The organism is Fervidicella metallireducens AeB (assembly GCF_000601455.1).
In the GTDB taxonomy this organism is placed as follows: Bacteria; Bacillota; Clostridia; order Clostridiales; family Caloramatoraceae; genus Fervidicella; species Fervidicella metallireducens.
The window spans coordinates 22,636-36,054 of sequence record NZ_AZQP01000030.1 but is presented as its reverse complement, the minus strand read 5'-3'; the positions used below and the strand labels follow the sequence as shown (position 1 = coordinate 36,054).

15 protein-coding genes are annotated in these 13,419 nt (G+C 32.4%); all 15 read right to left on the bottom strand.

Annotated elements, in window-relative coordinates; genetic code table 11:
• Positions 1-577 precede the first annotated feature (577 nt).
• The 15 genes from Q428_RS09545 to Q428_RS09490 all read right to left on the bottom strand — a co-directional run bounded on the left by Q428_RS09545 (position 578) and on the right by Q428_RS09490 (position 12,845).
• Positions 578-1,522, bottom strand: coding sequence for a thiamine pyrophosphate-dependent enzyme (locus Q428_RS09545; protein WP_035380396.1), 945 nt, complete (start codon positions 1,520-1,522; stop codon positions 578-580).
• Between the two features lie 13 nt (positions 1,523-1,535).
• On the bottom strand, positions 1,536-2,711 hold the full coding sequence (porA, locus tag Q428_RS09540) for a pyruvate ferredoxin oxidoreductase (RefSeq protein WP_035380395.1): 1,176 nt from the start codon (positions 2,709-2,711) through the stop codon (positions 1,536-1,538).
• An 18-nt stretch (positions 2,712-2,729) separates the two neighbouring features.
• Complete coding sequence (locus Q428_RS09535) at positions 2,730-3,020, bottom strand: 4Fe-4S binding protein (RefSeq protein ID WP_423219586.1); 291 nt, start codon at positions 3,018-3,020, stop codon at positions 2,730-2,732.
• A gap of 13 nt (positions 3,021-3,033) precedes the next feature.
• Positions 3,034-3,603 carry a 2-oxoacid:acceptor oxidoreductase family protein gene (locus Q428_RS09530; protein ID WP_035380393.1) on the bottom strand — a complete coding sequence of 190 codons (570 nt, stop codon included), beginning with the start codon at positions 3,601-3,603 and terminating at the stop codon, positions 3,034-3,036.
• A gap of 322 nt (positions 3,604-3,925) precedes the next feature.
• Positions 3,926-4,219 (bottom strand): pro-sigmaK processing inhibitor BofA family protein, encoded by a 294-nt coding sequence (locus Q428_RS09525; protein WP_035380391.1) that lies wholly within the window; start codon positions 4,217-4,219, stop codon positions 3,926-3,928.
• 67 nt (positions 4,220-4,286) lie between these two features.
• A complete protein-coding gene (locus tag Q428_RS09520; protein ID WP_084478272.1) occupies positions 4,287-4,553 on the bottom strand; it encodes a DUF2508 family protein in 267 nt (88 codons plus the stop codon).
• Between the two features lie 714 nt (positions 4,554-5,267).
• Positions 5,268-7,667, bottom strand: coding sequence for an ATP-binding protein (locus Q428_RS09510; protein WP_035380387.1), 2,400 nt, complete (start codon positions 7,665-7,667; stop codon positions 5,268-5,270).
• Positions 7,664-7,840, bottom strand: coding sequence for a hypothetical protein (locus Q428_RS15445; RefSeq protein WP_161633616.1), 177 nt, complete (start codon positions 7,838-7,840; stop codon positions 7,664-7,666). Before Q428_RS15445 ends, Q428_RS09510 begins: the two co-directional genes overlap by 4 nt.
• Positions 7,841-8,008: 168 nt before the next feature.
• On the bottom strand, positions 8,009-9,718 hold the full coding sequence (locus Q428_RS09505; protein ID WP_242847816.1) for a TnsD family Tn7-like transposition protein: 1,710 nt from the start codon (positions 9,716-9,718) through the stop codon (positions 8,009-8,011).
• Positions 9,715-10,503 carry a hypothetical protein gene (locus tag Q428_RS16740; protein WP_169734717.1) on the bottom strand — a complete coding sequence of 263 codons (789 nt, stop codon included), beginning with the start codon at positions 10,501-10,503 and terminating at the stop codon, positions 9,715-9,717. The genes Q428_RS09505 and Q428_RS16740 overlap by 4 nt, the downstream gene beginning before the upstream one ends.
• On the bottom strand, positions 10,458-11,678 hold the full coding sequence (locus tag Q428_RS16735) for an ATP-binding protein (protein ID WP_242847815.1): 1,221 nt from the start codon (positions 11,676-11,678) through the stop codon (positions 10,458-10,460). The genes Q428_RS16740 and Q428_RS16735 overlap by 46 nt, the downstream gene beginning before the upstream one ends.
• Before the next feature lie 98 nt (positions 11,679-11,776).
• Positions 11,777-12,070: a sodium ion-translocating decarboxylase subunit beta gene (locus Q428_RS09495; RefSeq protein WP_035380379.1), complete on the bottom strand. Its 294-nt coding sequence runs from the start codon at positions 12,068-12,070 to the stop codon at positions 11,777-11,779.
• A 48-nt stretch (positions 12,071-12,118) separates the two neighbouring features.
• Positions 12,119-12,268 carry a hypothetical protein gene (locus Q428_RS15440; protein WP_161633615.1) on the bottom strand — a complete coding sequence of 50 codons (150 nt, stop codon included), beginning with the start codon at positions 12,266-12,268 and terminating at the stop codon, positions 12,119-12,121.
• A 12-nt stretch (positions 12,269-12,280) separates the two neighbouring features.
• Entirely contained in the window at positions 12,281-12,415 is a 135-nt protein-coding gene (locus Q428_RS16005) for a DUF6438 domain-containing protein (RefSeq protein ID WP_423219589.1), read from the bottom strand.
• 73 nt (positions 12,416-12,488) lie between these two features.
• Positions 12,489-12,845, bottom strand: a complete 357-nt coding sequence (locus Q428_RS09490; RefSeq protein ID WP_035380377.1) for a hypothetical protein — start codon at positions 12,843-12,845, stop codon at positions 12,489-12,491.
• Between the last annotated feature and the right edge of the window lie 574 nt (positions 12,846-13,419).

Here is a 13,419-nt window from a genome sequence, read left to right as displayed (position 1 = left end):
GCTTAATCATATTATCATGATTAGTGACTTATGTCAACTAACTTTTTTATTTTTTATCGCCGTGTTCTGGCGACTTGTATATAATAACACATGTAAAAGTAATAATATCCTAATAGAACATAATTATTTTAAATTACATCAATAATACTAACTATATCTTTCAAATTCTCCAACTATCTAGTATTGATATTCCCGGTAGGGTTGATCGGTTATTTTTATCCCTGCAAAGTTTATTGTAACCATATATCTTTCTTTTATACTAAAAAAATTGTGTTCCTATTATTAATCTTCCAACCTTATCCTTCAAAGGGTAAGGTTTTTAAGATTATTATTTAAAAATGCATTAGAATTTAAATCAAAATAATTGGAGTACTTAATAAAAGTCTGTCCTACAACGGGTATTTGCTTTAATTAACTGTATATAACACATATATCATTGCCACCCACTACCTCCCCCTTTAAATACTTAATATATTTTATTATCCCTTAATAGAAAATCATGGCTGACACAAATATCTCTTCTTCACCTAACATTCCTATTTGCGATAAAAAAAGACGGCATATGCCGTCTTTTTTATTACTTTTCTCCACAAAGGTGAAGTAAAGCTTCCCATCTTCTATCTACTTCAGCTTGAATCTCAGCAATTAAATGCTCATTTTCAGGCTTAAATAGATGTCTGAATCTTCCTTGTGGTTTTAACCATTCAGTTATTGGCTTCTTTTCAGCTGGTTTGTAGTTTAGCTTATATACTCCGTTTTCAACTTCATATATTGGCCAGAAACAAGTATCAACTGCAGCCTTTATTAAATCTAATTCTGTTGAAGTGTCACATCTCCATCCTCTTGGACATGGAGTTAATACATTTAGGAATGCTGCTCCTTTAGTGTATATAGCTTTTTCAGCTTTATTATATAGGTCAAACATATACTTAGTTCCTGGAATTGCTGGAACAGTTTGAGCAACATATGGTATATTGTGAGCTGCTATTATTTCAGTTAAATCTTTTCTAGTTTGAGTCTTTCCTGGTATTACTTTACCTGCTGGTGAAGTTGTAGTATCAGCTCCCTTTGGAGTAGCTGATGATCTTTGTATACCAGTGTTCATGTAAGCTCCGTTATCGTAGCAAACATAAACCATATCGTGTCCTCTTTCCATAGCACCTGATAATGATTGAAGACCGATATCGTATGTACCACCGTCTCCACCAAATGCTATAAACTTATAAGTGTCATCTATCTTTCCGTTTCTTTTCATTGCAACATAGCAAGCTTCAACACCACTGATTGTTGCAGCAGCGTTTTCGAATGCTGAGTGAATGAATGAGTCTTTCCAAGCAGTATATGGATAAAGACATGTTGAAACTTCTAGACATCCTGTTGCTGAACAAGTTACAGCCTTATCTTCTTCCTTAAGAGCTTTTAGTACCCAATTTACAACCATTGGGGCACCGCAACCTGCACACATTCTATGTCCACCAGTTAATCTGGCTGGTTTTTTTGATAATTCCTTTAAATTAGGCATTACTTTGCACCTCCTATTCCCTTACTCCAAGGTAGTTGTAAACTTCGTACTTACCTGTTTCTATTGCTTTGAATAAGTCGTTGTATACTGATTCAATATCGTTAACAGTAACGTCTCTTCCACCAAGACCATAGATGTATCCTGGAACTATCTTTCCTTCAGCAGCTCCGTAAAGCGCTGATCTTACTTCATTATGTAATGGAGCAGCTACACCAGTAAATCCATCTACTTTATCCATTACAGCTACTGCCTTAACATTCTTAAGAGCAGCAACTAATTCTTCAGCTGGGAATGGTCTGAATGATCTTATCTTTATAAGACCAACTTTCTTTCCTTCAGCTCTCATCTTATCTACAACTTTCTTAGCAGTACCAGCTGTTGAGTTGATAATAACCATAGCTGCTTCTGCATCTTCCATTTTATATTCTTCGAAAAGACCGTATTTTCTTCCAGTTAACTTTTCAAATTCAGCAGCAACTTCAAGAATTACTTTCTTAGCATTTCTCATAGCTTCTGCTTGTTGTCTCTTATGTTCGAAATAGTGTGGTGGTAAATCTAGTGGTCCCATAGCTACTGGATTTTCTCCTAGTAATGAATATGGGGCAACTCTTTCTCCTACGAAAGCCTTAACTTCTGCATCTTCACACATTTCTAAGTTTTCAACTGCATGACTTGTTATGAATCCATCGTAGCAAACCATTACAGGAAGTTGAACATCAGGATGTTCACCTATTCTTATAGCTTGAATGAAGTTGTCGTATGCTTCTTGAGCATTTTCTCCATATATTTGAATCCAACCTGAATCTCTAGCACCCATTGAATCTGAGTGATCGTTGTGAATATTGATTGGACCTGATAAAGCTCTATTAACAACAGCTAATACAACTGGTAGTCTTGATGAAGCTGCTATGTAAAGCATTTCCCACATAAGTGCAAGACCACATGATGATGTAGCAGTCATAACTCTACCGCCTGCAGCTGAAGCTCCTATACAAGCACTCATAGCACTGTGTTCTGATTCTACAGCTACGAATTCACTTGTTACTTGTCCGTTTGCAACAAACTGTGAAAAGTATTGAGGAACTTCTGTTGAAGGTGTTATAGGGAAAGCCGCAACTACATCTGGATTTATTTGTCTCATTGCATAAGCAACTGCTTCGTTACCGCTTAAGCTTACTCTCTTTGCCATTTTGTTTCCTCCCCTCAATTATTCTTCTACTACAAAGTCAAGTGCACCAAACTTACATTGCTTAGTACATACTCCGCAGCCTTTGCAGTGATCAAAATCGAATCCCTTTATTTTTCCGTCTTCTGGGATTATTGAGTTATCTGGACAAACAACCCAGCAAAGCATGCAGTGCTTACATTTATCTTCATGCCAAACTGGTTTCATTGATCTCCAGTCTCCTGTCTTAAACTCTTCAGCGTTACCTGATTTAGTTATAACACCACCTGGAGTAATATCTTTCCATGAAACGTTAGGAGTTATTTTCATCATTTTTTCTTTCATGTTACTTCACCTCCTGGAGGGATCTCTTTAGAGCTTCCATGTTCTTTGGAACAACCTGTGGCTTATTAGCAAACTTATGCTTAAATGAATCTTCCATGTTGTTTAAAAGAACTTCTTCTGATATAACTCCACTTACCTTAACAACTGCAGCAAGCATTGGAGTATTTGGGAAGTTTGCTCCTAGAGTTTCTTCTGAAATCTTTCTTGCGTCTATTGTATAAACTCTTCCGTCATACTTTAATTCTTTTCTTATTTCTTCTGGAGTCTTTGAAGTGTTAACGATTATTGCTCCATCTTTCTTTAATCCTGCTGTTACAGGAACAGATTTAATAAGAGTTTCGTCAACTACTACAACATAGTCTGGTTCATAGATATTGCTATGAACTCTTAGTGGTTCATCACTGATTCTGTTGTATGCTGTTATTGGAGCACCCATTCTTTCTGGGCCGTATTCAGGAAATCCCTGAATATACATTCCTGTCTTAAATGCAACTTCAGCTAGTAATAATGAAGCTGTCTTAGCGCCTTGTCCACCACGTCCGTGCCAACGGATTTCTACAAGCTTTGCCATTAGGATATCCTCCCTTCACCTTAAAAGATGTTATTGTTATATAACAGTTTTTTAAATGCTGTTATATTCTAATACAGTTTTCTAAAAATAGATTGTTCCAGACAAATTAATTGCCATTTTGCTAAGTTTCTGAATATAACAGCTGACAATTTAAATTGTAACAGAGTGATTTTTCCATGTCAAGGTTAAGGTATTTTCCTACTAAAAAAAACATAACATGACAAAATAGGAACACCATTTAACAGCAACTCCGTTACATTAAACAGTTATAGTATTCCAATTAAAAATTCTTTTTAAACATAAAAAAGCACCTTTTTAGGTGCTATAATGGAAAAATCAAATATTTAATCATTACCATTAAAATAAATCCAGGAACATTTAAAAAACCCACCATCGCTGCAGTAGCTGGATTAAGGGGAAAACTTATCTTAACCCCTAGTATATTCATTAGCCAGTTTATACTACAGATAACAATTCCGCCAATTATAATTTTAAATCCACCCTTTATAATTAACGCAATAGGGTTATTTTTACTTTTTATTATGGATATTATTATAAGAAGCAATATAATTACTCCCAGATAAACAACAACCGTTGTATCAAACTTTAAAGGCACACTTATCCCTCCAATACCAGTATATCCTCAATAATATATATGCAGCATTGAAGGTATATATTATTTTTTATGCCCCAGCTTTACATTTTGCCTTTTTCAATAGATATGAAAGTTTTATAATTGCTGCCTTCTCCCTGTAAATAGCATAATCAATTAAGTCTGGTTCATTAACTGTGTCAAAGTATATCCTTATACTTTCCAGCTCATTTAAAGCGTCTCGTATTTCACGGACGATTTCTGAATCTTCATTGACACTGGATAGCTTGATATTGTTGATACTTTTTATTGCCCTGTTTATTAACCATGTAGTTGAAACCTGTCCATTATTCTCCATATAATCATCCCCTTAACATGAATCTATATACATTATTTCCATTTTAAGGTTGATATATACAATGTAACCATAAAAAAGACCATTATTCAGAGATAAATTGTTATCCTGAACTATGGTCTTTTTTATAATATATTAAATTATATAAAATTCTTATAACTCATACAAAATTAAATTTATCTGTATGTAATCCAAACAAACTTCTTTCCTTTTTCAAATAAACTCCTTTCACCAACACCCCTCAAACCCTTGATACCACCGCCCTGTTATCTTATCCCTTATTTCCCATTTGTACCCTTTTTCCTGTTTCCTATCTCTTAAAGTCCTTTCATTCCTCAATTTTTGGGGCAAAAAATGAAAATAAAGTGCTTGTAGGGAAAAGGGTTAAGGGGGAAGGATTAAGGAGTTTTATTTCCATTTCTCCTCTCCATTTTTTCTCTCATGATTTCTTCTAATCTATTGATTTTACTGGGTTCGAGCCTTATTCCTTGTTCCTTATCCCTTAAAACTTCTAAAAAAATGGCTTACAGGGCTTTTCTTGACCCTAATAAACCATGTTTTCTGCAAGAACTTTATTTGCATTTTAAAAAGAATTTACAAAATGAAAGAAGTTTATTTAATGGAGATATAGATACAGTGTTAAGGAAAAAAAGGTTTTAAAGCTTGATGATATTATGAATAAATGTTTTCATTTGACTCCAACACACAATCCAACAGTTATGAAATTAACAATTTGCTTTTTTGATATTGTAACCTTGAACAATTACATTGATAATCTTCATTATCATTACTCTTTTTTATTAAGGAATTACAATTACTACAATATATTATCTCATAAAAACTTATTACATTATTTGTAAACTGTTTTATTTCATCCTTAGATACTCCTTGTGCCCACTCATTGTAATGACACCCATTTGTATTTCTTATAAATTTAGAACTATTTATAGCATCCAATACTTTTGAGTTTAAATTATAAAATTCTTTATTCTTCTTTAGTTTTGAATATAGATTATTCCAAATATCAGCAATTGTATATTTATCCTGATACTTAGCAGGAATCGATAACTGCAAAGAATATCGTAACTTTGATAAGAGTAATTCTAAGAAAATACCCGTCACAGAAGCAAGGATACTTTTGTCTGTTTTGTGATTATTAGAAAGTTGTATTAACTTTTCAATTTCAGACCTAGTATCATCTAGTATAGGTCCCTCGTCTTTCACCCACTCGCATATTTCAATATTTTTAAACTTACTATTTCCACCGTACAGTTTTTCTAACTCAAGAATTTCTCTATATAAAACAATATCGTGAGTTGTAATAATTAATTGATGTTCTTTAAATTCAGAAAAAATAAGATTTATTATATTGATTCTATGTGCAGCATCAACTGATGTAAATATATCATCTAAAATTAAAAATTTTAACTCCTTATTTTTCAAACATTCTCTCTTATATAATGCTAAGAATATCGACAATCCTAAAGTATCAAGATGTGCTTCACTATAATATGCTCTTGGGTCCTCACCATCCTTCTCATAGAAACTTGCTTCTATTATGGCACTTCCCTTGCTTGAAGAATCTTTTATTTTTAAATCAATACCACCTATATTTTCTTCAGGATGCATACTATTATAGTAACTATTAATATCTTCTCTAATATCATTGTATATTTCTTGTACAGAACTTTTACGCTGACGAACTAATTCTTCATAAAATTGCTTAGTAATTATATATTTTTTATTTAAAAGATTATATTTATTAGTTTTCTTATTTAAATGTATAAAATTATCATGTACAACTTTTAAGTCATTTTTCAATCTAATTGCTTGGTCAACTAATAATACAGTATTATTTGGAAGCACCTTGTTGATATACTTATTTTTTAGATGATTGGCATTTTGATAAATAGATTGGTCCCAATTTGGTAAATTCTTTTCAATAATATTTTCTTGTATACTTTTAGGAACTAATTTTATGAACTTTTCAATATTATCCTCAATTATCTTACATAAATATTCAATATTTTCATCGTTAAGTTCTTTATTTATACTTCTAATCTTAACTACATTATCTTTCCACCATTTAAGTTCTGACTGCAATATATCATAATCTCTTTGGAATTCCTTTTTAATTGTTGAATACTCTGAATTTTCATCTATTCTCTTATTTACTCTTTCTATAACACTTGATACATCTATCGGACTTTCACAAAATGGGCATAATGATTTATTATCTTCCTGTAACCATCGAATACCAGTAGTAAGAAATTCCTCATAAAAAACAATCATTTGTTTCTGAACCAAATCAAGTTTTGAGTTGATATTATCGAAAATTATTTTTGCAAACTGTTCAGGTGATTTTTTATCAATTACTTCATTTAATAAATTTAAAAGACCTCTTATAACTACATCCTGACTTATATTACCCATGCTTTTTACATAATCATCAACTTTTTTTATGTATTCTGGTATTTCCTCTAAATTCTTTAGAACTTCTAAATTAAATTGCTTGCCTCTATCTATAAGTATTGAGGTAATATTGTCAGTAGTAACTGAATTTAAATCCTTTATATCAAGAGTAGCCTGAATACTCTTCTTATGATTAACAATCTCTGTTTGGAGATTACTTAATTCCTCTTGAAACTTATCAACTACCCCTTTAGAAGCATTTTCGAATTTATTTATTTCAACAAGTGGTAAGAATTGTTTTAATAAATCATATCTTTCCTTGGGTTGAGCAAAAACTGCGTTTAATAGTTGAGAACGTCTTAAAATATTTATGTTTCCTGTTACGCTATTATTTATTTTATATGCTAATGTATCCTTTTTAGGTTCTTCTCGGTTGGATAATATACTCCCGTCCTTAAACTCCACTTGAACCTTTATATCTTGAAAACCTGCGGATATATTAGGAGCATGTTTTTGTAATGATACTTCCCTACATGATGATGAAATATGCTTAATATCCTTTGTTAATGCATATTCAATACCATCAATAATTGAACTTTTACCTTTACCATTTTCACCAAAAATAATTAAAGATTTGTTATCTAAATCTAAATATGTATTACACCTTATTCCCCTTAAATTCTCAATCTCAATACTTTTTATCATATTTTGTTAACCCCCTGCTCAATTGCCTTATAAATCTCCTCCTGATTATCATATTTATTTTGTTCAAACAAGTCTTTAAAAATATTACTATACTCCTGTAACCAATCTTGTTGTAGATTTAGTTTATCTATTGTTTTCTCCAATATTTCAGATGCAAAAGATTTATCATCCATCCTTATCCACCCCAACCTTCTAAAAGTTACTGACAAAAAATACTCTTTATAGTATATTATTCGATATGAATCTTCAATTTCCTCTATTTCCCATAATATAAATTTATTATTCATACTTCATATAGAAACCACATAAAGAAACTTGTTATCCTTATATATGACCTATACCTACCATTTAAAATTACAACTACATCCCCTACTATCTAATATTTGATTAATTTCCTTATAAATCCTTCCCATATACCTTGGCTTTACTCCTGCTGTTTCTGCTAAACTCCATAGCGTTATTTCTTTTCCCTGCATTTCTAATTCTTCTACAGCCCATTTAATTTTTCTTATATAAAATTCTTCTATACTTTCAACTTCGGATTCTATATATACCTTAATTAACGGTAGTTTTTCTCTCTTTTTAGAAAGCCATCCGCTAATCCCTAGTTTACTCCCTATCGTTGTCCAAGTTATACGCTCAGGCTTACCTTCTTTCATTTCCTTTACCACTTCCTTCACTCTTGGAAGTAGTTCAGCATCCCTTTTAGCCCAATCAACAGTCTTTACTGATGTTTTTATCCTGCGGTAGTTCCCTTCCAGCCATTTAACATCATATTTTTTCAGCCAATCATATAATCCATCATTATTTCTTCTTATCTGATTACTACTTTTATCGGGATATTGGGCGTGAAGTTTACGCCATTTTTCTCTATACTTTTCTCTTTTTATTTTAAATTCTTCAGTATCGGTATACTTCTTGTGAAGGTATTTTCCACCGCCGTTAAATTTCCAAAATGCTTCAATTCCAAGTCTATCGATACTTTTTCTAATTGTCTTGGTGGATGATTTTAATACTTCTGCAATTTTTCTAATCGATAATCCTGACTGGGCAAGTTCTATCAGTCTCTGGTCCCACAGTTCCTGATAAGTATCAATATTATTCTCATCTTCATCATTAAAACCAAGTTTTATATTAAACAAATCAGCGACAGGAATATCAAGAAACCTCGCTAATAATAGATATCTTACTGTATAAGTTGTTCTATTATTTTTTCGTATCATATCTGATAGCCAACCTCCACTATTATTTGATACAGGAGATTGAACAAGTTTTAAATATTCATGTCCGTAAAAGTCTACAAAACCTTGCTTTAATTTCTTCTGATGAATATAGTTGTTCATTCTTGCATAGCCTTTTTCAACTAACTTAACCCGAAACTGACTTTGAAACCATTCAGGCTCTTTAAATCCAAACTGATTGTTTAAAAGTATTTCTGCATCCTCTTGCATCCAAAGCATCTTCTCCATTAAATCATCTGGGTAATTTATTTCTTTTTCTACTTTACAATTCTCCTTAGATGCACTAATAAATCTCTGTCTGTTTCCTGCTCTTATAAGTTCCGTACTATTATATAGGGGTATTTTATGTTTAGAACATACAAATACCCCTGTAACCTGATGGCTTCTATGCCAGTATGTTTCCCCGCATGCCTCTATATCTTCTTTGAAGCATTCGGGGCAAAATCTAAAATACTTATTTAAGGTAATGGAATTTGATATTAAACCTACTCTTATGTAGGAAACAGCACCCTCACCGTTTCTTATAGTTTGAATTATTTTATCAGCCCGCTTTTGAGGAATAAATGCTGCAAGAAAAGGAAATAAGGTGTGCTTAAAGATAAAGTATTCTGCTGTATATTTTGTATTTACAGGCATATTTTCGATTAATGCATTCAGTTGTGTAGGCAGTTCCATTGCTGCTATATAGTTCCTTGTTCCAAACAAGTCCTCAAAGTTGTGTATTTCTCTTATATTCCCGCTTCTCATGCAATACCGTGCCAATGTACTATATAATATTTCATCTGGATAAGGTGTTGGAAAGAAGTTCACGATACCACTTCCTTAGAAAAAATATCATCTTCAAAACTAATGATATATCCTGATTCTTTTATAGCCTCATAGGCGCTTTTATTATCCTTTTTCCCCTGTTCAACAATTGTTCGAATATCAGATGAGTTTACAGCATTTCGCCTTGATTCTCTTTCTTCCATTTTACCTATTGCCTTTTTCCCTATTCCTCCCACTTCTTCATCTTTAAGTTGTCCTATCACACCTTTTACCATATAATCTGTACCTAATTCTTGATTTTTTGAAGACATAGCATCAATTATTTTTTGTGCCTTTTTAATATCTACACCTAACTCAACAAGTTTTGCCAGAGCCTCTTTTTTTACCTCTTCAAAACCTTCTTGTCTTAGTTTCTTTTGTTCTTTCTTTACCTTTTTAGCCCGCAAGTCCAGGTTAATAGATTCTTTTGTGCGTGTTAAATAATCAGTATAATCAATGTCCGCCATATAGATGTCCTCGTACTTAATAATCTCTCTCAGATTATTCGTCTTCAATGCAGTAATCATTGGCTGAATCAGTTTTAAATTCTCTTTTGCCACCTTTCTAATAATATACGGAGTTATCTCTTCCTTTCCTGATGAAATGGCGTAGGCTTGAGCAATGGCATAGACTTTTTTCAGCAAATCAGGTATCCCTTGTGTTTCTTCATATAAAATACTGCTTATTTCAGGAGTAAAGGGAGTTTCTTTCCTCGTCCACTGGTAGTGCCATATAGAACTTACTAATAAATCCCACACCTCATCTTTTTGAATCCTGTCAAATACCATATCACCACCAAGACCTGACCCTCTTGTGCCTGTCTGAAATCCCCCTGAAGTACCTTAACTGCCTTTGGGGTTCCCTCTAAAATAACTGGCACCCCTACATTATTTACAAGGTTTACAAAGAAATTCAGCATTTTTTCGCTTCCTCCTGATTTAGCCATGCTTAAATGCTGGATTTCATCTATAATTAATATGCCTAAAGAGCAGTTTCTAACTACCTGATTCATCACCGTCATCATGGCATCTGCTGTTGCCCTTGTCCTAATCATCTTTTGATAATAATTGGTTCCCAACAGCCTGTTTATTTCTGAAAAAAATTCATACAGTAATCCCTTGATGGACCCGTCATGAGGACACTCTAATTTTACCCATACTACTTGATACGCTGAAAAAGGGATGCCTCTATACTCCGAATGAACAATAACTTGTGGATACATATTTAGTATACGCTTTAATGAAGATGTCTTCCCTAATCCTGATATGCCTATAAGAGTAAATCCAAAGGATGATGGATAAAATACGTCATCATCCTTTGAATTTACAGGATTCATTCCATAGTAGTCTCTGCAAAAACCCTGAGCCAATTTGCTTTCAAACGGATTTCGGAAAACATACCCTTGACGCATGGTACGTGATATCTTTCTTTCCAGTTCTATGTTCATTGGTAAGGGCTGAAAGACTTGAAAAAGCCTGTCTACCATATAAATTCTGTAGTGGCTGTCCAACTTCCTTTCATTTTGGTGGTATTGAGGATAAAAAGCCAGTTTTTCTACCACTTTATGAGGAGAAAGAAGATTTGGAAGTGCTTCTATGAAAGAATTATCCTGATAATCCGGTATTACCTGTTCCTTATATTGTGCTTCTTCTGCCCTTCTTGCTGTTTTTTCAATCTTCCTGTTTCCCCTTATGTTTTTTACCCTCTGCCTGTTGCTCTCTGCAGTACTTGTCTCCCTTTTATAATCTTCGTCAGCCTGTTTTACAATATCTTCTATTTCTGCAATCAGTTTTGTTTTTGCTTGTGCCACAGAATCTTTATTCTTATCTTTCTGCATTCTTTCTACCGCTAATAAATACTCTATTTCCTCAATTGCTTTATCTTTATACCTTGTACTGCTCTCTGTTAAAAAACATTTCTCATATTCCTTAAGATTATCGCCACAGACATAAATGCAGTTCATATTGGGCGGGTCGTAACTTATATTTACTCTCCATCGTCTATTTGTCCGTGCATTTGCAAATACATCATTTTTTCTCCTGATAAATAACTGATTCTGGATTAATTATGATTTTTCTTATATTTGATAACAACTAGATATATGAATCCCAATATTGTTAGCAATGCAAAGATGGCAGTAAACAAGTACGAAGAAGATTGACCTGATAGATAAATTGCTGTTGGTCCGTCTGCACCGCCTATGATTCCTATTGAGCCTGCTTCTCTTGTATCTATATTCAATTTATGAGACAAATACAATGACAGCAGATAACTGGAAAATAAACTAATAAATGCTACTAAAGCACATATAACAGTAAATATAGTAATCATCTTTATTGATTTTTCTTTTTTCATACCTTATTCACTCCAAATATTCTCTTTTTTACGAAAGCATTGTATTATCTATTGCTTACTTATTTTAATAATATTTCTTCCATCTGTTTTATCAATGATAAATAAAGCATTGTCATTTATAAAAAGGCTATTAATTTGTGTAAAATCAACATCGCTTCTGTCAAGAGTAACATCCAGAACTACTTTATTATCTTTCACAAAAACTAATTTTTAAAATATGTCATCATCCAGTTGATGTTCTCCGCTCTTATATACAAACATTTCTCCATTATAAATTACATTGCCCTCATTATTCACTATTACACTATAAACAGTGCAAGTCCCAAAATACATTGTTCTTTGCAGTTTGCAGTTTTATGTATTCGAACATGATAATCCCCCTATTTACATGTATATCCGTATTCTTATGTGAAAAATGCTATATTCCATAGTGAATTAAATACTTGTTTCCTGTTATAGCCTCAGTTATTTTTTCAATGAGAAGTTGAAGTTCTTTTGCCTTGAAGTGATTATTTGCCTTTATAATAATATCCCTGAATTGCTTGAGGGATTCCTGTGGGATAAGCGTTACACCACAAGAATCTAATCCAGTACCTGGCTGTGTCGTAACCTGAAAATAAGTCTTTATTGCCATTAATTCTTCATTATACTTTATAATTAATTCTTCAATTAAATCATCGCTGACAGAAATACAATAGTATTTTTCAGGTTCATAAACACTATACCATTTGTTTTCTTCAAAGTAATCTATTATTCCAAACTCATGCTTTGCCAAACTATCACCCCTCTGAAAATGTATATAAATCTATTAACTTTAATCATATACATGAAAATGAAAATCTTTTGGTATAAAAGAGCGGATATACCCCATATCTTCTCTCGTTAAATTTCCATTAGTACACCGTCTAAAAGCTCTATATTGTTCATTCTTATCTCCATCCCTGTAATTTAAATAAACTTTATTACACATTTTTCTACTAATGTGTACCGTATACATTTATTTTACACCACTTCATCTATAGAAAGCATCTATATTTTTATAACCACATTCAAAAATACCCAACACCAATAGATAAACTTTAATTATCGATTATACTTAAATGTGAATAAATAACTTTATTTTTATTTTGATAGAAATTTACCGCTTATGAAACAACTTTTCTGTTTCTAAAAATTTTTATCCATATGATTTTTGGGGGCAAAAATGAAAATAAAGTGCTTTTAGCCTTATTCCTGTTCCTTATCTCTTGAAACTTCTAATAAAAAAACATGGCCTACAGGGCTTTCCTTTGCCCTAATAAACCATGTTTTCTGTAAGAACTTTATTTTCCTTCTATCAATAATTTGCA

Coding starts and splice junctions, on each gene's coding strand:
- Q428_RS09545 (WP_035380396.1), bottom strand. CDS start 1,522: ATGCCTAATTTAAAGGAATTATCAAAAAAACCAGCCAGATTAACTGGT.
- porA (WP_035380395.1), bottom strand. CDS start 2,711: ATGGCAAAGAGAGTAAGCTTAAGCGGTAACGAAGCAGTTGCTTATGCA.
- Q428_RS09535 (WP_423219586.1), bottom strand. CDS start 3,020: ATGATGAAAATAACTCCTAACGTTTCATGGAAAGATATTACTCCAGGT.
- Q428_RS09530 (WP_035380393.1), bottom strand. CDS start 3,603: ATGGCAAAGCTTGTAGAAATCCGTTGGCACGGACGTGGTGGACAAGGC.
- Q428_RS09520 (WP_084478272.1), bottom strand. CDS start 4,553: ATGGAGAATAATGGACAGGTTTCAACTACATGGTTAATAAACAGGGCA.
- Q428_RS09510 (WP_035380387.1), bottom strand. CDS start 7,667: ATGATAAAAAGTATTGAGATTGAGAATTTAAGGGGAATAAGGTGTAAT.
- Q428_RS15445 (WP_161633616.1), bottom strand. CDS start 7,840: ATGGATGATAAATCTTTTGCATCTGAAATATTGGAGAAAACAATAGAT.
- Q428_RS16740 (WP_169734717.1), bottom strand. CDS start 10,503: ATGGTATTTGACAGGATTCAAAAAGATGAGGTGTGGGATTTATTAGTA.
- Q428_RS16735 (WP_242847815.1), bottom strand. CDS start 11,678: ATGAACTGCATTTATGTCTGTGGCGATAATCTTAAGGAATATGAGAAA.
- Q428_RS09495 (WP_035380379.1), bottom strand. CDS start 12,070: ATGAAAAAAGAAAAATCAATAAAGATGATTACTATATTTACTGTTATA.